This is a genomic window from Streptomyces sp. CRCS-T-1, assembly GCF_024442335.1.
GTDB lineage: Bacteria > Actinomycetota > Actinomycetes > Streptomycetales > Streptomycetaceae > Streptomyces > Streptomyces koelreuteriae.
Map to the genome: position 1 here is coordinate 6408705 of NZ_CP101651.1, position 23301 is coordinate 6432005.

The following is a 23301-nucleotide window of genomic DNA, read 5'->3' on the forward strand; positions in this document are numbered from 1 at the left end:
ACACGAGACCCGCACCCCACCCGGGGAGCGGGCCTCGTCGCGTGATCGGTCCGTCAGTCCTCGCCGAGGTAGGCCTTGCGGACGGACTCGTCGTGGAGCAGGTCCTGCCCCGTGCCGGAGAGGACGATGTTGCCGACCTCCATGACATGGCCGTGGTCGGCCAGGGAGAGCGCCGCCTGGGCGTTCTGCTCGACGAGGAGGATCGTCGTGCCCTGGGACTTGAGCTCGGAGATCGTCGCCATGATCTTCTGCATCATGATCGGGGAGAGGCCCATGGAGGGCTCGTCGAGCATGAGCAGTTTCGGCTGGGACATCAGGGCGCGGCCCATGGCGAGCATCTGCTGCTCACCGCCCGACAGGGTTCCCGCCGCCTGCTTGCGGCGTTCGCCCAGGATGGGGAAGAGGTCGTAGGCGCGCTGGATGTCCTTTTCGATGCCTTCCTTGTCCTTGCGGAGGAACGCTCCGAGCTGGAGGTTCTCCGCGATGGTGAGGCGCGGGAAGATGTGCCGGCCTTCGGGGGAGTGGGCGAGGCCGAGGGCGACGATCTTGTGGGCGGGGACCCCGCTCAACGGCTTGCCGTCGAAGAGGACCTTCCCGGACGTCGGCCGCAGCAGGCCCGACAGCGTGCGCAGTGTGGTCGTCTTGCCGGCGCCGTTGGTGCCGATGAGGGTGACGACCTGGCCGGCCTCGACGCTGAAGGAGATGCCTTTGACGGCTTCGATCTTGCCGTAGGAGACCCGGAGGTCCTCGACCTCGAGGAGTGCGGTCACTTGGCTTCTCCCTTGGTGCTGCTGGTGGTGCTGGGCGCCGCCTCCGCGGCGGCTTCGGCGGCCTCGACCTCCGCGACTTCGGCCTCACCGGGGTCGCCTTCGAAGGGTTCGCCCAGGTAGGCGGCGATGACGCGTTCGTCGGCCTGGACGACCTCGGAGGTGCCCTCGACGAGCTTTTCGCCCTGGACGAGGACGGCGACGCGGTCGCTGAGGTTGAAGACGAAGCGCATGTCGTGCTCGATGAGGAGGACGGCGATGCCCTTGTCGCGGATGGCGAAGACCAGTTCCTCGGTCGCCCGGGTCTCCTGGGGGTTCATGCCGGCGGTCGGCTCGTCGAGCAGGAGCAGGCCGGGCTCGCTCGCCATCGCCCGCGCGATTTCGAGCTTGCGCTGTTCGCCGTAGGGGAGGTTGCGCGCCAGGTGGTCCCGCTTGTGGGCGAGGCCGATGAACTCGAGGAGTTCCATGGCTCGTTCCTCGCTGGCGCGTTCGGCCTTCTTGAAGCCGGGGCCGCGCAGCAGGGCGGACCACAGGCCCTCCTTGGTCCGCGTGTGGCGGCCGACGAGGACGTTCTCCAGGACCGTCATGTTGGAGAACAGACGGATGTTCTGGAAGGTGCGGGCGATGCCGGCCTGGGTGACCAGGTGGGGCTTGGGCGGCAGGACCGTGCCCTTGTAGGAGACGGTGCCTTCCGTGGGGACGTAGAGGCCGGTCAGGCAGTTGAAGAAGGTGGTCTTGCCGGCGCCGTTGGGGCCGATGAGTCCGACGATCTCGCCGGCGTTGACCGTGAAGTCGACGGAGCGGACGGCGGTGAGGCCGCCGAAGCGCATCGTGACATCGCGTGCTTCGAGTACAGGTGTCGTCATGATTCTTACGCCCCCGCCTTGGTGACGGCCGGTTCGTCGGTCAGCGTGGTCTGTTTCGGTACGTCGAGTTGGCCGGTCTCGTGGAATTCGAGCTGGCGTCGGCGGTTGGCGATGATGCCTTCGGGGCGGAAGCGCATCAGCAGGATGAGCGCGACACCGAAGGCGAGCAGCGACTTGTCCTGGAGGAAGACCAGCTTCTCGGGCAGCAGGTAGAGCAGGGCCGCGCCGAGGAGGGGGCCGGCGACGGTGCCCATGCCGCCGAGGACGACCGCGGCCAGGAGGAACGCGGAGTTGGGCGGGGTGGAGCCGGCGAACTGGTACGGCGTGGGGACCACGCTGTAGGTGACGTGGGCGCTGACGGTTCCGGCGAGGCCGGCGAGGGCGGCGCCGAGGGCGAAGGCGACGAGCTTGACGCGGAAGCCGTTGATGCCCATGGCGGTGGCGGCGGTCTCGTCCTCGCGGATGGCGATCCAGGAGCGGCCGATGCGGGAGTCCGCGGCGCGCGTGTAGACCAGGACCACGATGGCCATGATCAGCACCATCAGCAGGTAGTAGTTGGCGAAGCGGCCGAGGGTGAATCCGCCGATGTCGTGCGCCTGGCCGAAGTTGAACCCGAAGAGGTTCAGGTCCGGGATGGCCGGGATGCCGTTGGGCCCGTTGGTGACGTCGGGTCCGGAGTCGCCGTCCATGTTGTTGACGGCGATGCGGAAGATCTCACCGAAGCCCAGCGTCACGATGGCGAGGTAGTCGCCGCGCAGGCGCAGGGTCGGGGCGCCGATGAGGACGCCGAAGACCAGGGAGGCGGCGGCGCCGGCCAGGGCGGAGGCCCAGAACGGCAGGTGGACGCCGGAGATGGTGGAGAACTCGGAACCGGAGACGAGGGCGGCGGTGTAGGCGCCGACGCCGAGGAAGGCGACGTATCCGAGGTCGAGGAGGCCGGCGAGGCCGACGACGATGTTCAGGCCGAGGGCGACCGTCCCGAAGATCAGGATGTTGACGCCGATGTTGGCGTAGTGGTCGTCGGTCTGGGTGAAGGGGAAGGCGATGGCCGCGGCGAAGCCCATGGCGAGGGTGAAGCTGCGGTTGCCGGCGACCAGGTGGGAGAACCGGTCCATGAGGCCGGCGGTGTGCACGGCCCACATGGCGAAGGTGACCACGAAGAGGTAGCCGATGAACAGTTCGCCGTATTCGGTGTCGATGCCGTAGGTGAAGACACCGAGGCCGATGATCGTGACGACCGTGATGACGGCCCGCTGGACCCAGGGCGCGGTGGCCTGGGGGGCGGGGATGTGGTCGGGCTTGGCGATGTAGGCCTTGAGGGCCGCCTTGGTGCCGTCGGTGCCGTTGCGCTCCTGGGGGAGGGCGAAGGCGCCGAGGACGGGCAGGAGGGAGGCGATGGCCGCGATCCAGCCGCCGGGTTCGAGGTTGACGACGCCGCCGAGTTTGGCGCTGATGGCGATGACGGTGAACCAGGTGACGGCGAAGCCGCCGAGGGCGGTGAGGACGAGCGGTGCGTTGTTACGGGCGGGCAGCAGCCAGCCGAGTCCGCGGATGCCGTAGGAGGCGAGGGCGAACAGGGCGGTGAGGATGCCGGCGGTGAAGGTGAGCCATTGCAGGCCGCCGGGGTAGCCGTTGATGGTGAGCTTGCCGGGGAACTCGGCGGTCCAGGTCCAGGCGAGGTACGCGGAGGCGGTGGTGGCGATGCCGCCGGCGAGGATCAGCGCGCGGGCGGCCGCTGCGGGCAGCGGGACGAGGCCGCGCGGTGCGGGCTGGGCGGGGACGGCGTCCGGGGCGGGGGTCTTGGTCGTCTCGGTCATGTCGTCACGCCCTGTCCGCGACGCGCTCGCCGAGCAGGCCCTGTGGCCTGAAGAGGAGCACGAGGATGAGGAGGCCGAAGGCCCAGACGTTGGCCCAGCTCTGACCGCCGAGCTGCTGCATGCCCGGGATCTCGTCGATGTAGGCCGAGGCGAGTGTCTCGGCGATGCCGAGGACGACGCCGCCGAGCATGGCGCCGTAGATGTTGCCGATGCCGCCGAGGACGGCCGCGGTGAAGGCCTTGAGGCCCATCAGGAAGCCCATGCGGTAGTCGACGTTGCCGTACTTGAGTCCGTAGGCGACGGCGGCGACGGCGGCGAAGAAACCGCCGATGGCGAAGGCGATGACGATGATGCGGTTGGTGTCGATGCCCATGAGCTGCGCGGTGTCGGGGTCCTGCGCGGTGGCCTGCATGGCGCGGCCGGTACGGCTGCGGCGCACGAAGATCGCGAGGGCGGCCATGCAGACGACGGCGGCCAGGATCAGGAAGATGTCGGCGTCCTTGATGGTGATGGAGCCGATGTCGTGGGTGGCGTCGAGCCCGGGGAAGGCGCGGGCGCGGTCGGCGCCGGGGTAGAAGTTGCGGACGACTTCCTGCAGGGCCAGGGAGAGGCCGATGGCGGTGATGAGCGGTGCCAGGCGTGGTGCTCCGCGCAGTGGCCGGTAGGCGAACCGTTCCGCTCCGACGGCGATGAGGATGGCCACGAGGGCGCCGCCGAGGAGCATCAGCGGTACGGCGAGGGCCATCGAGGTGCCGTCGGGCAGGATGTAGAAGTAGACCGTGAGGGCGCCGAAGGCCCCGGTCATGAAGATCTCGCCGTGCGCGAAGTTGATGAGCTGGACGATGCCGTACACCATCGTGTAGCCGATGGCGATCAGCCCGTACATCGAGCCGAGAAGCAGCCCGTTGGCCAGCTGCTGCGGCAGGGTGTTCACCGCATGGCCTCCATGTCGCTGGTGGTCGTGTGCACTGGATGTGTGCGTGGTCGTGTGCTGTGGGGGGTGTGGAAACGGGCCGCGCGGTCGGGGTCTTCCTTCCGCGCGGCCCGTGGTGCGGCGTTGTGGCGGGCCGACTACTTCAGGTCGGCGGTGCCGGTCTCCACGTCCTTCCAGGCACCCTTCTCGACCTGGTAGACCGTCAGCTGCTTGTTGGTGGTGTCGCCGTACTCGTCGAAGGAGATCTTGCCGGTGAGGCCTTCGAAGTCGGACTTCTGGACACCGTCGACGACCTTGGAGCGCAGGTCGTTGATGTCGGTGGGCACCTTGCCGCCGTTGGCGTCGGCCGCGGCCTTGACGGCCTTGATGATGGCGGTGGTGGCGTCGTAGGCGTAGGCACCGTAGGCGCCGTAGTCGCCCTTGTAACCCTTGTCCTTGTACGTCTGGATGAACTGCTTGGCGGCGGGCAGGGTGTCGGCGGGGACGCCGATGGCGGTCGCGAGGTCGCCCTCGGAGGACTTGCCGGCGGCCTCGATGTAGGTGGAGGCGAACATGCCGTCGCCGCCGAACAGCGGGATCTTGGCGCCGGTGTCCTTGAGCTGCTTGGTGATCAGCGCGGACTCGTCGTACTGGCCGCCGTAGTAGACCAGGTCGGCACCGGAGTTCTTGATCTTCGTGGCGAGCGAACCGAAGTCCTTGTCACCGGTGTTGACGTGGTCGGTGGCGACGACCTTGCCGCCCATCTTCTTGTACTGCTCCGCGAAGATCTTCGCGAGGCCGGCGCCGTAGGTCTGCTTGTCGTCGACGACGAAGGCCTTCTTCTTCTTGAGGCCGTTGTACGCGTAGCCGGCGGCGAAGCTGCCCTGCAGTTCGTCGGTGGTGGCGGTGCGGAAGTACGTCTTGTAGGGACGCTTCTTGTCCGTCTGCCAGTTCTTGCCCTGGGTCAGCTCGGGGTTGGTGTTGGCCGGGGAGATCTGGACCATGTTGGCCGAGGCGAACACCTGCTGCATCGTCTGGGCGACGCCGGAGTTCAGGGGGCCGACGGCGCCGACGGCGGTCTTGTCGCCGACGATGCTGGTGGCGTTGGACTGGCCGGTGGCGGGCTGCGCCTTGTCGTCCAGGGCCTTGAGCTTGAACTTCACGCCCGGGACCCAGTTGTTCTTGTTGGCGTCGTCGACGGCTATCTGGGCGCCGTACTGGATGCCGAGGCCGGTGGTGGAGTTCTCACCGGACAGGGGGGCGTCGACGCCGATGGTCAGCGTGGTGCCGCCGCCACTGTCTCCGCCCTTGTCGCCGCTGTCGTCTCGGGACCCGCAGGCGGTGAGAGTCAGAGCTCCGGTCGTCAGAACGGAGGTAAGAATCACCAAGGAACGCTGTCGCACGATCAGTCCTTTCACAGGCAGGCCCGCCCTTGGTCGGGGGGTAGTGCCGCGCTGGTACCGAACTCCCGATGGAGCGGTGACTGGCCGTGACTCTAAGCCCGGTGTGGAGGCAGGGTCAGCGGCGTGGGACGGCTTGTGACTTTCTTGTTATGACGCGGTGGATGCCCGGCTTCTCCGGCGGACCCTCTCGGCGGGTTTGGCAGCTTTTCTCCGAAGTCCGCATTCTGAGAACCCGCACTTCCGGTTGGCCATGGCCGAGATCGTGCGGTCGGCGGGGCGCAGGTGACGGGGGCGGGGCGGGAAAGGTTCCGGGGGCGGGCGCGGCCGAAGAGGAAGCCGCGGTGCTGTATTGCGCGCGCGTTACGGAGCGTTACGCCGGGAAAGGGGCGGCCCCTGTCCAGGGGGAGTTCCGAACAATTGGAAACAGTTAATTCCACCGTGCTGCCGCGGTGAACCGGAACCCGCCTGTTTCGGCGGGGGAGTTGGCGGGTCCGGTTTTGTGTCTACGCGCGTACGCCGCCGCGTGGGTGTTCCCTCGCGGCGGCGTCGAGTCGGGCTGTGTGGTGCGGCCGGGTCAGCGGGCGGAGCGGATCAGTTCCTCGTCGCCCGGGTTCACATCGCGCAGCATGCAGGTGAGCCGGGCGGTACACACCCTTTTGTCGCTTTCGTCCGTGATGACGATTTCATAGGTGGCGGTCGAGCGCCCCCGGTGCACGGGCGTGGCCACGCCGGTGACGAGGCCGGAGCGTGCCCCGCGGTGGTGGGTGCAGTTCAGGTCGACGCCCACGGCGATCTTGGAGCTGCCGCCGTGCAGCATGGACCCGACCGAGCCGAGGGTCTCGGCCAGCACCGCGGAGGCCCCGCCGTGCAGCAGTCCGTAGGGCTGGGTGTTGCCCTCCACCGGCATCGTCCCGACGACCCGGTCCGCGGACGCCTCGAGGATCTGGACGCCCATCCGGGTCCCGAGGTGGCCCGCGGAGAACAGGGCCAGGAGGTCCACGCCGAGCGCGGCGTACTCGTCGATGACCTCTTGCGGGAACTTCACATGCTGCTGCTCACCCATGGGGCCGGGCTCCGTTCGTCCTGGTCACTACGGCTACCTCTGTGACTGAGCAAACGCTCAGTCGGTCGCCGATTGTTCCAGACGCACCACGACGGACTTGCTGGCCGGGGTGTTGCTGGTGTCCGCGGTGGCGTCCAGCGGCACCAGCACATTGGTCTCCGGGTAGTACGCGGCGGCGCAGCCCCGGGCCGTCGGATAGTGCACGACCCGGAAGCCCGGAGCGCGGCGCTCCACGCCGTCCTTCCACTCGCTGACCAGGTCGACGTAGGAGCCGTCCGCCAGCTTCAGCGTCCGCGCGTCCTCGGGGTTGACCAGCACCACCCGGCGGCCGTTCTTGATGCCCCGGTAGCGGTCGTCGAGGCCGTAGATCGTGGTGTTGTACTGGTCGTGCGAGCGCAGCGTCTGGAGCAGCAGGCGGCCCTCGGGCAGCTCCGGGAACTCCACGGGCGCGGCGGTGAAGTTGGCCTTGCCGGTGGCGGTGGGGAAGCGGCGCTCGTCACGCGGGGCGTGGGGGAGGGCGAAGCCACCTGGGTGCGCCACGCGCGCGTTGAAGTCCTCGAAGCCGGGGACCACGCGGGCGATCCGGTCCCGGATCGTCGCGTAGTCCTTCTCGAACTCCTCCCAGGGCGTGGGGCTGTTCTCGCCCAGCACACCGCGGGCCAGCCGGCAGACGATCGCCGGCTCCGACAGCAGGTGCGTGCTCGCGGGCTCCAGCCGGCCCCGGGAGGCGTGCACCATGCCCATCGAGTCCTCGACCGTCACGAACTGCTCGCCGCCGCCCTGGAGATCGCGCTCGGTACGGCCGAGCGTCGGCAGGATCAGGGCACGCGCGCCCGTGATCACATGCGAGCGGTTCAGCTTCGTCGACACGTGCACGGTCAGCCGGGCCCTCCGCATCGCCGCCTCGGTGACCTCCGTGTCGGGCGACGCCGAGACGAAGTTGCCGCCCATGGCGAAGAAGACCTTCGCCTCGCCGTCGCGCAGGGCGCGGATGGCCCGTACGACGTCGTAGCCGTGCTCGCGCGGCGGGGCGAAGCCGAACTCCTTCTCCAGGGCGTCCAGGAACGCGGGGGCGGGGCGCTCGAAGATGCCCATCGTGCGGTCGCCCTGCACGTTCGAATGGCCGCGCACCGGGCAGACGCCCGCGCCCGGGCGGCCGATGTTGCCGCGCAGGAGGAGGAAGTTGACCACTTCCCTGATGGTGGGGACCGAGTGCTTGTGCTGGGTGAGGCCCATCGCCCAGCACACGATGGTGCGTTCGGAGGCGAGGACCATGCGCAGGGCGTCCTCGATCTCCCCTCGGGTCAGCCCGGTGGCCGCGAGCGTCTCATCCCAGTCGGCGGCGCGGGCGGCCTCGGCGAACTCCTCGTAGCCGTGCGTGTGTTCACCGATGAACGCCTCGTCGACCGCGCCCTCGGTGTCGAGGATCAGCTTGTTGAGGAGACGGAAGAGGGCCTGGTCGCCGCCGATGCGGATCTGCAGGAACAGGTCGGTGAGCGAGGCGCCCTTGAGCATGCCCTGCGGGGTCTGCGGGTTCTTGAAACGCTCCAGGCCCGCCTCGGGCAGCGGGTTGACGCTGATGATCTTCGCGCCGCCCGCCTTGGCGTTCTCCAGGGCGGACAGCATGCGCGGGTGGTTCGTCCCCGGGTTCTGGCCCGCGACGATGATCAGGTCGGCCTGGTGCAGGTCCTCCAGCAGGACGCTGCCCTTGCCGATGCCGATCGTCTCCGACAGGGCCGAGCCGGACGACTCGTGGCACATGTTCGAGCAGTCGGGGAGGTTGTTCGTGCCGAGCTCGCGGGCGAAGAGCTGGTACAGGAACGCGGCCTCGTTGCTGGTGCGTCCCGAGGTGTAGAAGACGGCCTCGTCCGGGGAGGCGAGGGCGGTGACCTCCTCGGCGATGATGCCGAAGGCGCGCTCCCAGGTGACCGGCTCGTAGTGCGTGCCCCCCTCGGGGAGATACATGGGGTGGGTGAGGCGGCCCTGCTGTCCCAGCCAGTAGCCGCTGCGGCCGGCGAGATCGGCGACCGGGTGCGCGGCGAAGAACTCGGGCGTGACCCGGCGCAGCGTGGCCTCCTCGGCGACCGCCTTCGCGCCGTTCTCACAGAACTCCGCCTTGTGCCGGTGCTCCGGCTCGGGCCAGGCGCAGCCCGGGCAGTCGAAGCCGTCCTTCTGGTTCACGCTCAGCAGCGTCAGCGCGGTGCGCTTCACGCCCATCTGCTGCTGGGCCATGCGCAGGGTGTGCCCGATCGCGGGGAGGCCCGCTGCCGCGTGCTTCGGCCCGGTGACCTGCGGCGCGTCCTGAACCGGATCACTCTTGGGCGGCTTCGTGGCCATCGCACGCTCCCCTTCCACTGCGCTGTGAGCTACCTCTCCGATCCTCGCACGCGGCGGTGACAACACGTGCGGGCGGGCTCGGGGCCGAACCCGCCCGGAGCCCGCGCGGCCGGGGGCGGGGCCGAGTGTCAGTGGGGCGTGGCAGGATCGGGGACGTGGCAGAGACAGCAGCGAAGACGACCGACAAGACCTCCGGCGGCAGCCGCCCACGACTGATGCTCATGGACGGGCACTCGCTGGCCTACCGCGCGTTCTTCGCGCTGCCCGCGGAGAACTTCACCACCGCGACGGGCCAGCCGACGAACGCGATCTACGGCTTCGCGTCGATGCTGGCCAACACGCTGCGCGACGAGGAGCCCACACACTTCGCGGTCGCCTTCGACGTCTCCCGCAAGACCTGGCGGTCCCAGGAGTTCACGGAGTACAAGGCGAACCGCTCCAAGACCCCGGACGAGTTCAAGGGCCAGGTCGAGCTGATCGGCGAGCTCCTCGACGCGATGGGCGCCGCCCGCTTCGCGGTGGACGGCTTCGAGGCGGACGACGTCATCGCCACTCTCGCCACCCAGGCCGAGGCCGAGGGCTTCGAGGTGCTGATCGTCACCGGCGACCGGGATTCCTTCCAGCTCGTCAGCGAGCACACCACGGTGCTGTACCCGACCAAGGGCGTCTCCGAGCTGACCCGCTTCACCCCGGAGAAGGTATTCGAGAAGTACGGATTGACGCCCGCGCAGTACCCCGACTTCGCGGCCCTGCGCGGCGACCCCTCCGACAACCTCCCCGGCATCCCCGGCGTCGGCGAGAAGACCGCCGCGAAGTGGATCAACCAGTTCGGCTCCTTCGCGGACCTCGTCGAGCGCGTCGAGGAAGTCAAGGGCAAGGCCGGCCAGAACCTCCGCGACCACCTCGAAGCGGTCAAGCTCAACCGCCGCCTCACCGAGCTGGAGCGGCAGGTCGAGCTCCCCAAGGGCGTCACCGACCTGGAGCGGGCCGCCTACGACCGCACGGCCGTCGCGGTGGTCCTGGACACCCTGGAGATCCGCAACCCCTCGCTGCGCGAGCGGCTCTTCGCCGTCGACCCCGGCGCCGAGGAGGCCGAGACCACCCCGGTCAGCACGGAGGGCGTGGAGCTGGACGGCAAGGTGCTCGGCACCGGCGAGCTGACCGCCTGGCTCACCGAGCACGGCACCGGGCCCCTCGGCATCGCCACGGTCGACACCTGGGCGCTCGGCACCGGCTCCGTCGCCGAGATCGCGCTCGCCGCGCCCGGCGGACCGGCCGCCTGGTTCGACCCCTCCCAGCTCGACGAGGCCGACGAGACGGCCTTCGCCGCCTGGCTCGCCGACGCCGAGCGGCCCAAGACCTTCCACAACGCCAAGGGCGCCATGCGCGTCTTCGCCGAGCACGGCTGGAGCGTCGAGGGCGTGCGCATGGACACCGCGCTCGCCGCCTACCTGGTCAAGCCGGGCCGCCGCTCCTTCGACCTGGACGCGCTGTCCCTGGAGTACCTGCACCGCGAGCTGACCCCGGCCGCCGCTGCCGACGGCCAGCTCGCCTTCGGCGCGGACGAAGGCGCCGAGGCCGAGGCCCTGATGATCCAGGCCCGTGCCGTCCTCGACCTGGGCCAGGCCTTCGAGGGCCGCCTGGAGGAGGTCGGCGCCGCCGATCTCCTGCGCGACATGGAGCTGCCCACGTCCGCGCTGCTCGCCCGCATGGAGCGGCACGGCATCGCGGCCGACCGGGCCCATCTGGAGGCCATGGAGCAGATGTTCGCCGGCGCCGTCCAGCAGGCGGTGAAGGAGGCCCACGCGGCAGCCGGGCACGAGTTCAACCTGGGCTCGCCCAAGCAGCTCCAGGAAGTCCTCTTCGGTGAGCTGGCCCTGCCCAAGACCAAGCGCACCAAGACCGGCTACACCACGGACGCCGACGCCCTCGCCTGGCTCGCCGGCCAGACGGACAACGAGCTGCCGGTGATCATGCTCCGCCACCGCGAGCAGGCCAAGCTCCGGGTCACCGTCGAGGGCCTGATCAAGACGATCGCCGCGGACGGCCGGATCCACACCACCTTCAACCAGACGGTCGCCGCCACCGGCCGCCTGTCCTCGACGGACCCGAACCTGCAGAACATCCCGGTCCGCACCGACGAGGGCCGCGCCATCCGCCGCGGCTTCGTCGTCGGCGAGGGCTTCGAGTCCCTGATGACGGCCGACTACAGCCAGATCGAACTGCGCGTGATGGCCCACCTCTCCGAGGACGAGGGCCTGATCGAGGCCTTCACCTCGGGCGAGGACCTGCACACCACGGCCGCCTCCCAGGTCTTCGCGGTCGAGCCGACCGCCGTGGACGCCGAGATGCGCCGCAAGATCAAGGCCATGTCGTACGGCCTGGCCTACGGACTGTCCGCCTTCGGCCTCTCCCAGCAGCTGAACATCGAGGCGGCCGAGGCCCGCGCCCTGATGGACGCGTACTTCGAGCGGTTCGGCGGCGTACGGGACTATCTGCGCCGCGCGGTCGACGAGGCCCGGGCCACGGGCTACACGGCGACGCTCTTCGGGCGCCGCCGCTACCTCCCCGACCTCAACAGCGACAACCGCCAGCGTCGCGAGGCGGCGGAGCGGATGGCCCTCAACGCGCCCATCCAGGGCACGGCGGCCGACATCGTGAAGATCGCCATGCTCAAGGTGGGCCGCGCTCTGGAGGAGGCCGGGCTGGAGTCCCGGATGCTGCTCCAGGTGCACGACGAAGTCGTACTGGAGATCGCCCCGGGCGAGCGCGCGGCCGCCGAGGAACTCGTCCGCCGCGAGATGGCCGACGCGGTGCACCTCCGCGTCCCGCTGGGCGTCTCGGTGGGCGCGGGGGCGGACTGGGAGTCGGCGGCACACTAGGCGCTGCGCTGCTTGGGCCGGGCTGGGTTGCTTGGGTCGGGCTGGGCTGCTTGGGCTGGGCTGCTTGGGCCGGGCTGGGCGGGGAGCAGGGGCGGGGTGGTGCTTCGGGGCCGGGGCGTGTCGGGTGGCCGGAGAAGGCCGCCGCGGTTCCGTCCCGCCTCCGCCTAGGTACCGGCCCTGGCCTGGCCGGTCCCACTCTGGCCTCGATCCCATCCGAGTCGGGCCTGGCCCTCCCGGTCTCACCCTGGCCTCGATCCCGTCCGGGCACTGCCTCAGCCGGGCCTGGCCCGCCCCATCCAACCCTGGCCCCGATCCCGTCCGGGCACTGCCTCAGCCGGGCCCGGCCCGCCCCATCCAACCCTGGCCCCGTTCACATCCGGGCACCCGCCTCAGTCGGGCCCAGCCCTGACTCGGTCCCACCCTCGCCCCGATCTCATCCGGGCACCCGCCCCGGCCGAGCCCGCCCCACCCCGGCCCCCGCCAAAACCATCACTCGCGTGGCCCCCGTGAAGGCGCCCCCGCCCCCGACCGTCGCAAAGATGCGGGCATGGGTATACGCACGCTCCTCGGCCGCACGGCACCAGGCGTGGCGCTTGCGCCGGTCCGGGTCTACGCGGTCGACGCCAGCACGCTCCGCGTCCCCGAGACCCTCGCCATGGCCCTGCGCCGGACGGAGGCGGATCTCCGTAGCCGCCTGACCTTCGGACGCCGGCCCACCGACTCCACCGACCCTGGCGGCTTGCCCACCACCGGGCCCTCGGAGACCGGCGACCTGCCCGGCAGCCCCGAGACACCCGGCGAAACCGGCGGAACCACCACCCGCCGGACCTGGGCAGACCGGGCGCGCGGCTATCTGAGCCTCGTCCTCACCCTGCTCCCACGGCCGCGCCCCGCGCACACCACCATCACGGTGTACATCGCGACCAGCGAGCCCCTCAGCGAGCGGCCGGACGGCTCGGCTCCGTATCGCCGGCACGGTCAGAACCACCGAGGGCCGGAACCGGACGCCGCGCCCTGACCACCACGGCGTACAGCAGCAGCGCGGGGACGAGCCCCGCCCCCGCGCCGAAGCACACCGTCGGAATGATCTCCCACGGCTTCGCGGCCGATCCCCAGTAGGCCCACCACCCCGCCGCCCGCTGCACCGCACCCACCAGCGGGAAACCGCCGATCACGGCACCGGCCGCCCAACGGTCCCGCACCGCCAGCACCGGGACCCCCACCGGCTCACCCACCGGCATCCGCCGCAGCGCGCGCACCACGAACACGGCGATCACCACCGCGGCCACCGCAGAACCGCCGTACTGCAGGTACCAGTACAGCGGCGAGCCCGCCACCTCACGGCCCAGCACCGGGAACAGCCGCATCCCCCACCGGTCGAGATGCGTGAACGCGTCCCACACGACGTGCGTCAGCGCACCGAGCACGGCAGACACGTACCAACGCACCACCAGGGAGGGCGTCACCCGCGCGCGTGGCGCCCCGCATCGCACCAGGGCCGCCACCCGCCCCTGCCGGGCCCGCGGCAGCAACGCCACCAGCGGCTCGCGCATCAGCAGCCACAGCCCCACCAGCGCCCAGGCGATGAGCACATCGACCGTGAACACCCCGGGGAACGCGTGCGTGACGTCACCGAACTCCATCGCCCCGGACTGCACACTCGCCGCGTAGTAGGTCATGTCGGGCGCGAAGGACCCCGCCACGAGGACCGACGGCACCAGTCGGCCCCGGCCGGTCCCGTCGGTGCGTACGGCGGGCAGTACGGCTGCCGCGTGGCTCAGCGTGAACGGCAACTCTGCTCCAAGTGACGGTCGTTGCGGGAGGATCGGACGGCCCAGTATGCGGGAAGCCGAACACCGGACGCCCGTCACGCCCGCCACATGACCAACCGGTGAAAATCGGGCACGAACGGGTGCCCGAGCAAAGGAAGTTGCCGTAGGGTCGCCAGGGTCACCGTGCCGGGGGCGAGAGACAGGCGCGTCGGAGGGCAACCACTGGGGCCGGTCGATCGTCACAACAGAGCGAACGCAACAGAAGAACGCGAACGCAACAGAAGTGCGCGACAGACAGAGACGGGCGCCGGTGCGTCCACGGGAGGGGTTCACTCTATGGCGGCGCAATTCGGCAGGAGGCTGCGCAAGGGGGCGGCTACCACCGCCGTGGCCGCGGTAGCGGTCGCGGCACTGTCCGCCTCCCAGGCTCCGGGCGTGAACGACCACGGCAGACAGACCGCGGCGGACGCCACGCCCTCACCCGACGCGAGTGCCTCCGAGAGCAGTGCCACCGGCAACTCGCCGTACTACACGGACCTGCCGCCGCTCAAGAGCCCCAACCCGTCCCCGAGCACCGGCACCGGCCCCGTGACCCCCGGAACCAGCGAGGCGGGCATCCCCGCGACCGTCCTCGACGCCTACAAGAAGGCCGAGACCGCGCTGAACGAGGCCAAGCCGGGCTGCAACCTGCCCTGGCAACTCCTCGCCGCCATCGGCAAGGTGGAGTCGGGCCAGGCCCGCGGCGGCCGCGTCGACGCCGACGGCACGACGACCTCGCCCATCCTCGGCCCCCAGCTCGACGGCAACGGCTTCGCCCTCATCCGGGACACCGACGACGGCGCCTACGACGGCAACAGCTCCTACGACCAGGCCGTCGGCCCCATGCAGTTCATCCCGTCCACCTGGCAGTGGGCCGGCCGCGACGGCAACGCCGACGGCAAGAAGGACCCCAACAACATCTACGACGCGGCGCTCGCCGCCGGGCACTACCTGTGCCGCTTCGACTGGGACCTGTCCGACCAGGACGACCTCGACCGCGCGATCCTCAGCTACAACAACTCGCGGGAGTACCTGAACCTGGTCATGCGCTGGGTGGAGTACTACCGCAAGGGCACGCACGAGATCCCCGACGGCACCGGCACACTGCCCGACAACCGCAGCGACGACGGAGCCGGGACGAGCCCTTCGCCCTCCACACCGAGCACGCCGACGACCCCGAGCAATCCGACCACGCCGGCTCCGGGCAACTCGAAGCCCAAGCCCGACCCCAGGCCCAGCCCGCCCGAGAAGCCCGGCGGCGGCGCGACGACCCCGAAGCCGCCGACCGACCCCGGCGGCACCCCGACCCCGCCGCCCTCGACGCCTCCCACGAACACCGACACGGTGGACCACCTGGAGGACGCCGGAACCGCCAAGCTCACCGCCATGGCCGGGGACGCGTTCACCAAGCGGATCAGCACCCGCGCCGAGACGAAGGCCGGCAAGGCCGTCGCCAAGGTCAGGGTCCGCTTCACGATCATCGGCAGCACGGACACCACCTTCACCGGCGGCGAGAACGTGGCCACGGTCGCCACCAACAGCTCCGGCGTCGCCGTCGCTCCCGCTCTCCAAGCGGGGGAGAAGACGGGTGAGGTCACCGTCCGCGCCACCGTCGTGGGCCGCACGGTCGCCGGCCTCGACTACAAGGCCACCGTCACCGAACGCGCCGCCGACGCCCTCGCCCGCACCGGTGACGCCGCGCTGACCTGCGCCCCGGGCGGCGAGTTCGCGAACCAGGTCGAGGTGAAGGCCACGTACAAGGGCGCCGTCGCCGACGGCGTCGCGGCCACCGCCACACTGATCAAGTCGGCGGACGACCCGACCGCCACCGACAAGGGCCCCTACTTCAAGGACGCCGACGGCAAGGCCGTACGCACCCTGAAGGCCCTGAAGACGGACTCGAAGGGCCTGCTGAAGCTGCCGAAGCTGTACGCGGACGACACCACCGGCACGTTCCTGCTCCGCATCAACACCGCGGGCGGTGCGACGCTCACCGTCGAACTGACCGTGGCGGCGGCCGAGACGTCCTCGCCAAGCCCGTCCACGAGCCCCGACGCGTAGCTCTCAGGTACTACGGACGACGCCCCTCTTACAGGAGGGGCGTCGTTGTGTGTGCAACGTGTTCTCATCTCTGCCTCGCGTTGCTACGGTGCGGACAAACCTGACGGTGTATCAGCTCAACCGTGGGGAGGCCCCCGTATGCGCACCCTCGTCGCCGCCGCCACCGGCCTCGCCCTCGCGTTCGCCGTGGTCCTGACGCTGACCGCCCTCGGCACCCCCTCGGGCGGGACGTCCCCGAAGCCGCTGCTGACGACGGTGCCCGCACACCCCTGACCGCCCGCCCGGGACGGAGGCCGAGATGCGCCGCAAGGCCGCTCTGATCCTGCTCGCCCTCGCCGTGTTCTGCACGGCACTGTCCCCGCTGCTGCGCTGGTACGCCTTCCCGCGCCTCGCCAAGGTCCCAGCGAACCAGTACCAGGACATGGTCCTGGAGGCCCGCGATGCCACCCTCCTGGACTACGGCACCATGCGGGCGAAGAAGGTCCCCAAGGTCACCATCGTGCAGACCCTCAAGGGCAACGTGGAGGCCTCCGAGCGGATCGAGGAGTCGGCGGGCCGGGACGTCGTCGTCTGGGACGGCCTGTCCTACGTCGTCGGCCCCGACGGCGAGATGGTGTCGAAGATCCCCGAGCGCTACATCTTCGACGCCCACACCCAGGAGCCCGTCCACGCCACCGGCGAATCGGTCGACGGCGACCCGGTGCGCCGCGAGGGCATCGAGTTCAAATGGCCCTTCCTCACGGAGAAACGGGCCTACCAGTACTTCGACGCCCAGGCCCGCGTCACCGCCCCCATCCACTACCAGGACACCCGCACCTTCCGCGGCCTGGAGGTCTACTACTTCGAGCAGACCATCCCCTGGACCAAGGTGAAGATCCCGAAGACGCTGCCCGTGGAGGGCCTCACCCCCGAGTCGGTCGCCCAGACCGGCACCACCCGCTGGTACACCACGGTCCGCAAGTTCTGGGTCGAGCCCCTCACCGGCGCCCCCGTCTACGGCGAGGAGATCCACAAGGAGGAACTGCGCGGCGGCTCCCTCCTCGGCGACCGCGAGAAGGTCACCGCGTTCGCCGGCCACGTGAAGATGCGCGAGGACTACATCACGCACACGGTCGACCTGGTCAAGTCCCAGCGCCTGCTCATCCTGCTGATGACGTCGTACCTGCCCTGGGGCTTCCTCACCCTCGGCGTCCTCCTGCTGGCCCTCGCGCTGTACCTGGAGGCCCGCGGCCGCCGCCCCTCCGGCTCGGTCCCGAGAGCGTCGGAGGAACCGTCGCAGGTCAGCGCCTGAGCCGGGCGTTGGTGTACCGGGTCGGCTCGGCACCCGCCGGGTCCTCGGGCCACGGATGCTTCGGATACCGCCCGCGCAACTCCGCCCGTACGCCCTTGTAGCCGTCCCGCCAGAACGAGGCGAGGTCGGCGGTGACGGCGGCCGGCCGCCCGGCCGGGGACAGCAGATGCACGAGCAGCGGCACCCCCGCGACCCGGGGCGACTCCTGCAGCCCGAACATCTCCTGCAACTTCACCGCGAGCACGGGCTGCTCGGGCCGGGAGTAGTCGACACGGACCCTCGACCCGCTCGGCACGGTCATCCGCTCCGGGGCCAGCTCGTCGAGTCGCCCGGCCTCCCCGGAGGCCCAGGGCAGCAGCCGGGCGAGCGCCTGACCGGCATCGATCCGCGCCAGATCGGCCCGCTTCCGTGCCCGGCTCAGCTCCGGCTCCAGCCACTCGTCCACGCGCGCGTGAAGCGCGTCGTCGCAGACATCGGGCCAGGGCTCACCGAGGTGCAGCCGCAGAAAGGCGAGCCGCTGCCGCAGGACCTCGGCATCCGCCGACCACCGCAGCAACCCGAGCCCTTCCCGCCGCAGCCCGTCCAGCAGCGCACCGCGTACGAGCCCGGGATCGGCGTCCTTCAGCGGCCGCACCGTCAACTCCACGGCCCCCAGCCGCTCCACCCTCCGCGCCACGACGTCCCCACCGTCCCAGCACACCTCGTCCCGCTCGTCCAGCAGCGCCCCCGCCGCGAGCCGGGCGATCCCCTCGTCGATCACGGCCCCCGACCGCACGCGCGCGTGCCCCTTGCCGACGGGCCGGTCCGCCACGGCGACGGCGACCCAGTCCGCCCCTCGCAGCGCGCTGCCCTCGCCCATCTCGGCCCGGGTCCCGGACACCATGAGGCACGACCCACCGTCGACCCTGGCGACCCGCTCGGGAAAGGCGAGAGCGGCGACGAGCCCGACCTGGCGGTCTTCGGCGGCATCCGTCCATGCCTGGGCCTCGTCCTCTGCCCCTACCTCTGCCTCTGATCTCCGGCGAAGGAAAACGCGGCAGACGCGCATCCTCGGCCTCCGCCCAGCAGCGGTACACCGCCCCCGGCGCCTCACGCCCGGCCCGCCCCGCCCGCTGCCGCCCGGCAGCCTGCGACGCCCGTACCGTCGTCAGCGCGCTCAACCCGCGCGCGTGGTCGACCCGCGGCTCGCGCGCCAGCCCCGAGTCCACGACGACCCGCACACCCGGCACCGTCAACGACGACTCCGCCACCGACGTGGCCAGCACGACCCGCCGCCGGTCACCGGGGGCGAGCACCGCGTCCTGCACCGCGGCCGGTGCCCGCCCGTGCACCTGGAGCACATCAGTGCCCCCAAGATCCCCGAGCTGCCCGGCCACCCGGGCGATCTCGCCCACGCCCGGCAGAAAACACAGCACGTCCCCGTCCCGCTCGGCCAGCGCCCGCCGTACCACCGACGCCACATGCGTCAGCAGCGCCGGATCGACACGCATCCCGTGCGGCGGCCGTACGGGCCGCGCCGGTGGCGCCCACACCGCCTCCACCGGATACGCCGCGCCCCGGGCCTCCACCACGGGCGCCCCGCCCAGCAACTCCGCCCACCCCTGCGCGTCGGTCGTCGCCGAGGCGGCCACCAGCCGCAGCTCGGGCCTCAGGGTCTGCCGCACGTCCCACAGGAACGCCGCCGCCGTGTCCGCGTCCAGATGACGCTCGTGGCACTCGTCGAGCACCACCACGTCGACACCGGTCAGCTCCTGGTCCCGCTGCAACCGCTGCACCAGCACACCGGTCGTGACGACCTCCACGCGCGTGTGCCGCCCGACGACCCGCTCCCCGCGCACGGTGTAGCCGATGCTCCCGCCGGGCTTCTCACCCAGCAGCCACGCCATCCGCCGCGCCGCCGCCCGGGCCGCGATCCGCCGCGGCTCGGCCACGACCACCCGCCGCTCGGTGCCTTCCCCGAGCAGTCCCGCGAGGGCCAGCGGCACCAGGGTCGTCTTGCCGGTGCCGGGCGGCGCCACGAGGACGGCGGTGCCGTGCCCCTCCAGAGCGTCGTCCAGGGCGGGCAGGGCACCACGTACGGGCAGGGCGTCCAGAGCGTCGTAGCGGATCACGCACTCAGTCTCTCGCCCAGCCTCCGGCCGGGGGTGCCCCCATCTCGCTTCGCTCGCACACGAAGACGGCCGTCCCCGGGATCAGGTTCCCGCGCAGGGGCGACCAGCCGCCCCACTCGGAGGTGTTCCAGGCCGGCCACTCCGGCTCCACCAGGTCCACCAGCCGCAGGCCCGACGTCACGACGTCCCGGACCCGGTCGCCGATCGTGCGGTGGTGCTCGACGTAGACCGCGCGGCCCTCGTCGTCCTGCTCGACATAGGGCGTGCGGTCGAAGTACGACCCCGACACCGACAGCCCCTCGGGCCCCGGCTCGTCCGGGAAGGCCCAGCGGATCGGGTGCGTCACCGAGAAGACGAGGCGGCCCCCGGGCCGCAGCACCCGGCGCACCTCCCGCAGGACCAGGCGCGGGTCGGCCACGAAGGGCAGCGCCCCGTACGCCGAGCAGACCAGGTCGAACGAGCCGTCCGCGAAGGGCAGCGCACCGGCGTCGGCGCACACCAGGGGGAAGGGGCCGCCGATGCGCAGCGCGTGCTGCAACTGCCGGTGCGAGATGTCCAGGGCGACCGGCCGGGCACCCTGGCCGGCCAGCCAGCGCGAGCACTGCGCCGCGCCCGCGCCGATCTCCAGGACGTCCTTGCCCTTGAGCTCCTCCGGCGGGCCGAGCAGCTCGGCCTCCACCTCGTCGAGCCCCTCGGGGCCCCACACGAACCGGTCGTCCCCGAGGAACGTGCCGTGCTCGACCTGATACTCGTCCGCGTTACGGTCCCACCAGCCACGATTGGCGCGGGAGCTCTCCGCGACCCCGGCGGCACGCCGGGTCGCCTCGGGTTCGGACGTTTCGAACTCTTGGATGATCGGCTCCCTCGTCGTACTCTTCCGTCCAGCTCGCTCCGGTGGCTTCACGAAGGGGTGCTGCAGGGCCCGCGTGGCCTCGGAAGACAGGACTTGTGCCGGTTATGCGGCGATCTGCCCCGGGTGGGCGGCTTCGCGCATTGACCCTGCCCGGCTGCCCCCGTATGCTACAAGTTGCGCTGCGGGCCTGCGCACCTCAGACGTAGCAGGTTGCGCTCGCATCTGTATGTATGTCCCCTCGGTTCTCGAGGCGCCACCGTTTTTCTGTGGCGCTTCCTTGGCTGTCCGGCTTCTGCAGAGCGAAACGGGCTTCCGGCGTAGCAGTACCTACGACTTCAATGTCCGTACCGGAGCCCTTTCCCACATGACGAGCAGCACCGAGACCACCGCAACGACCCCGCAGGTTGCGGTCAACGACATCGGTAACGAGGAAGCCTTCCTCGCCGCGATCGACGAGACGATCAAGTACTTCAACGACGGCGACATCGTCGACGGCGTCATCGTGAAGGTCGACCGGGACGAGGTCCTGCTCGACATCGGTTACAAGACCGAAGGTGTGATCCCGAGCCGCGAGCTCTCGATCAAGCACGACGTCGACCCCAACGAGGTCGTCGCCGTCGGTGACGAGATCGAGGCCCTTGTTCTCCAGAAGGAGGACAAGGAAGGCCGCCTGATCCTCTCGAAGAAGCGCGCCCAGTACGAGCGTGCCTGGGGCACCATCGAGAAGATCAAGGAAGAGGACGGGATCGTCACCGGTACCGTCATCGAGGTCGTCAAGGGTGGTCTCATCCTCGACATCGGCCTCCGTGGCTTCCTCCCGGCCTCCCTGGTCGAGATGCGCCGCGTTCGCGACCTCCAGCCCTACGTGGGCAAGGAGCTCGAGGCCAAGATCATCGAGCTGGACAAGAACCGCAACAACGTGGTCCTGTCCCGCCGTGCCTGGCTCGAGCAGACCCAGTCCGAGGTCCGCCAGACGTTCCTCACGACCCTCCAGAAGGGTCAGGTCCGTTCCGGTGTGGTCTCCTCGATCGTCAACTTCGGTGCCTTCGTGGACCTGGGTGGCGTCGACGGTCTGGTCCACGTCTCCGAGCTCTCCTGGAAGCACATCGACCACCCCTCCGAGGTTGTCGAGGTCGGCCAGGAAGTCACCGTCGAGGTCCTCGACGTCGACATGGACCGCGAGCGTGTCTCCCTGTCGCTGAAGGCGACCCAGGAAGACCCGTGGCAGCAGTTCGCCCGCACCCACCAGATCGGCCAGGTCGTGCCCGGCAAGGTCACGAAGCTGGTTCCGTTCGGTGCGTTCGTCCGCGTGGACGAGGGCATCGAGGGTCTGGTCCACATCTCCGAGCTGGCCGAGCGCCACGTGGAGATCCCGGAGCAGGTCGTCCAGGTCAACGACGAGATCTTCGTCAAGGTCATCGACATCGACCTCGAGCGTCGTCGCATCAGCCTCTCGCTGAAGCAGGCCAACGAGTCCTTCGGTGCCGACCCGGCCGCGGTCGAGTTCGACCCGACCCTGTACGGCATGGCCGCGTCCTACGACGACCAGGGCAACTACATCTACCCCGAGGGCTTCGACCCCGAGACCAACGACTGGCTCGAGGGTTACGAGAAGCAGCGCGAGGAGTGGGAGCGCCAGTACGCCGAGGCGCAGACCCGCTTCGAGCAGCACCAGGCGCAGGTCATCAAGTCCCGCGAGGCCGACGCCGCTGCCGCGGCCGAGGGCGGCGACACCGCGGGTGCGGCTCCGGCCGCGAGCGGTGGCGGTTCGTACTCCTCCGAGGGCCCGGACAACTCCGGCGCGCTGGCTTCGGACGAGGCGCTTGCCGCGCTTCGCGAGAAGCTGGCCGGTGGGCAGAGCTGAACGCCCACTGAGCTGTAGCTCCTGACTGAGGGGCCGTACCTTTCGAGGTGCGGCCCCTCAGTGCTGCTCGGGAGCGGCGGTCGCATGTCGGCTGCCGGCCCGGTGGGGGCTGGTCGCGCAGTTCCCCGCGCCCCTTCAGGGCGTCGTCCCGCCGGCAAGATCATGAGTCTCCTCCTCCGGGAATGCCCACGGCCGCAAGGGTGTTGTGGAGTATGAACACGAGGAGGAGCGGTCACTGTGCTTGATCCGCAGGGTTTGTACGCATGGGAGCCGAAGGGGCTGGCTGTCGTCGACATGGCGCTCGCCCAGGAGTCGGCCGGTCTTGTCATGCTCTACCACTTCGACGGATACATCGACGCGGGGGAGACGGGCGACCAGATCGTCGACCGGCTGCTCGACTCGCTGCCCCACCAGGTCGTCGCCCGCTTCGACCACGACCGGCTCGTGGACTACCGGGCCCGACGCCCGCTGCTGACCTTCAAGCGCGACCGCTGGAGCGACTACGAGGACCCCGCCATCGAGGTGCGGCTCGTGCAGGACGCCACCGGAGCGCCGTTCCTGCTGCTGTCCGGCCCCGAGCCCGACGTGGAGTGGGAGCGCTTCGCCGCGGCCGTGCAGCAGATCGTGGAGCGGCTCGGTGTCCGTCTGTCCGTGAACTTCCACGGCATCCCCATGGGCGTCCCGCACACCCGGCCCGTGGGTCTCACCCCGCACGGCAACCGCACCGACCTGGTCCCGGGCCACCGCAGCCCGTTCGAGGAGGCGCAGGTGCCCGGCAGCGCCGAGTCCCTCATCGAGTACCGCCTGCTCCAGGCCGGGCACGACGTCCTCGGTGTCGCCGCCCACGTCCCGCACTACATCGCCCGCTCCCCGTACCCGGACGCGGCGCTGACGGTGCTGGAGGCCATCACGGCGGCGACCGGACTGGTGCTGCCCGGTATCGCCCACGCCCTGCGCTCCGACGCCCACCGCACCCAGACGGAGATCGACCGGCAGATCCGCGAGGGCGACGAGGACCTCACCGCCCTGGTCGAGGGCCTTGAGCACCAGTACGACGCCGTCGCGGGCGCCGAGACCCGCGGCAACATGCTCGCCGAGCCGGTGGACATCCCGTCGGCCGACGAGATCGGCAAGGAGTTCGAACGCTTCCTGGCGGAACGAGAGGGCGACGCCTGACGCGCCCCGCAGGGGCGCGGGGAACCGCGCGACCGGCTCCGTACGGCCCGCACTTTCCACACGGCCTCCCCAGCCGCCCTCCAAGC

The 23301-nt window shown here is 70.5% G+C and carries 16 protein-coding genes and 1 pseudogene; 7 read left to right on the forward strand and 10 right to left on the reverse strand.

Features of this window, described 5'->3' with window-relative positions; all coding sequences use genetic code 11:
• Positions 1-53: 53 nt before the first annotated feature.
• From NNW99_RS29000 to NNW99_RS29030, 7 genes are all read right to left on the reverse strand, one after another.
• The gene (locus NNW99_RS29000; protein ID WP_215122116.1) at positions 54-770 is read right to left on the reverse strand and encodes an ABC transporter ATP-binding protein; all 717 of its coding nucleotides are present in this window, start codon (positions 768-770) and stop codon (positions 54-56) included.
• Entirely contained in the window at positions 767-1633 is an 867-nt protein-coding gene (locus NNW99_RS29005) for an ABC transporter ATP-binding protein (protein ID WP_215122117.1), read from the reverse strand. Before NNW99_RS29005 ends, NNW99_RS29000 begins: the two co-directional genes overlap by 4 nt.
• 5 nt (positions 1634-1638) lie before the next feature.
• Entirely contained in the window at positions 1639-3450 is a 1812-nt protein-coding gene (locus NNW99_RS29010) for a branched-chain amino acid ABC transporter permease (protein WP_215122118.1), read from the reverse strand.
• 4 nt (positions 3451-3454) lie between these two features.
• Positions 3455-4384: a branched-chain amino acid ABC transporter permease gene (locus tag NNW99_RS29015; RefSeq protein ID WP_215122119.1), complete on the reverse strand. Its 930-nt coding sequence runs from the start codon at positions 4382-4384 to the stop codon at positions 3455-3457.
• Positions 4385-4521: 137 nt separating this feature from the next.
• Complete coding sequence (locus tag NNW99_RS29020) at positions 4522-5751, reverse strand: branched-chain amino acid ABC transporter substrate-binding protein (protein WP_215124504.1); 1230 nt, start codon at positions 5749-5751, stop codon at positions 4522-4524.
• Positions 5752-6340: 589 nt separating this feature from the next.
• Positions 6341-6829, reverse strand: a complete 489-nt coding sequence (locus tag NNW99_RS29025; protein ID WP_215122120.1) for a PaaI family thioesterase — start codon at positions 6827-6829, stop codon at positions 6341-6343.
• Positions 6830-6886: 57 nt separating this feature from the next.
• A complete protein-coding gene (locus NNW99_RS29030) occupies positions 6887-9166 on the reverse strand; it encodes an FdhF/YdeP family oxidoreductase (RefSeq protein ID WP_215122121.1) in 2280 nt (759 codons plus the stop codon).
• A gap of 155 nt (positions 9167-9321) precedes the next feature.
• Here NNW99_RS29030 and polA point away from each other — a divergent pair, with 155 nt between their 5' ends.
• Together polA and NNW99_RS29040 are read left to right on the forward strand one after the other, a co-directional pair.
• Entirely contained in the window at positions 9322-12048 is a 2727-nt protein-coding gene (gene polA, locus NNW99_RS29035) for a DNA polymerase I (RefSeq protein ID WP_215122122.1), read from the forward strand.
• Positions 12049-12595: 547 nt separating this feature from the next.
• Positions 12596-13066: a hypothetical protein gene (locus tag NNW99_RS29040; protein ID WP_215122123.1), complete on the forward strand. Its 471-nt coding sequence runs from the start codon at positions 12596-12598 to the stop codon at positions 13064-13066.
• Here the strand turns inward: NNW99_RS29040 and NNW99_RS29045 are convergent.
• Positions 12984-13841, reverse strand: a complete 858-nt coding sequence (locus NNW99_RS29045; protein WP_215122124.1) for a DUF4184 family protein — start codon at positions 13839-13841, stop codon at positions 12984-12986. The genes NNW99_RS29040 and NNW99_RS29045 overlap by 83 nt on opposite strands.
• A 315-nt stretch (positions 13842-14156) precedes the next feature.
• Between NNW99_RS29045 and NNW99_RS29050 the strand changes: the two genes are divergently transcribed.
• The 3 genes from NNW99_RS29050 (at position 14157) to NNW99_RS29060 (ending at position 17211) form a co-directional block, all read left to right on the forward strand.
• Positions 14157-15920, forward strand: coding sequence for a lytic transglycosylase domain-containing protein (locus tag NNW99_RS29050; protein WP_215122125.1), 1764 nt, complete (start codon positions 14157-14159; stop codon positions 15918-15920).
• 138 nt (positions 15921-16058) lie between these two features.
• Positions 16059-16193, forward strand: coding sequence for an SPW_0924 family protein (locus tag NNW99_RS29055; protein WP_215122126.1), 135 nt, complete (start codon positions 16059-16061; stop codon positions 16191-16193).
• 25 nt (positions 16194-16218) lie between these two features.
• Positions 16219-17211: a DUF3068 domain-containing protein gene (locus tag NNW99_RS29060; protein ID WP_215122127.1), complete on the forward strand. Its 993-nt coding sequence runs from the start codon at positions 16219-16221 to the stop codon at positions 17209-17211.
• On the opposite strand, the pseudogene NNW99_RS29065 reads toward NNW99_RS29060, so the two are convergent.
• Both NNW99_RS29065 and NNW99_RS29070 read right to left on the reverse strand, forming a co-directional pair.
• Positions 17201-19322, reverse strand: a pseudogene (locus NNW99_RS29065) (ATP-dependent RNA helicase). The gene NNW99_RS29060 and the pseudogene NNW99_RS29065 sit on opposite strands and share 11 nt — an antisense overlap.
• 4 nt (positions 19323-19326) lie before the next feature.
• On the reverse strand, positions 19327-20226 hold the full coding sequence (locus tag NNW99_RS29070; RefSeq protein ID WP_215122128.1) for a class I SAM-dependent methyltransferase: 900 nt from the start codon (positions 20224-20226) through the stop codon (positions 19327-19329).
• 313 nt (positions 20227-20539) lie between these two features.
• On the opposite strand from NNW99_RS29070, the gene rpsA reads away from it, so the two are divergent.
• A complete protein-coding gene (gene rpsA / locus NNW99_RS29075; protein ID WP_215122129.1) occupies positions 20540-22039 on the forward strand; it encodes a 30S ribosomal protein S1 in 1500 nt (499 codons plus the stop codon).
• A 237-nt stretch (positions 22040-22276) separates the two neighbouring features.
• Entirely contained in the window at positions 22277-23215 is a 939-nt protein-coding gene (locus tag NNW99_RS29080) for a PAC2 family protein (protein ID WP_215122130.1), read from the forward strand.
• The last annotated feature ends 86 nt before the right edge of the window (positions 23216-23301 follow it).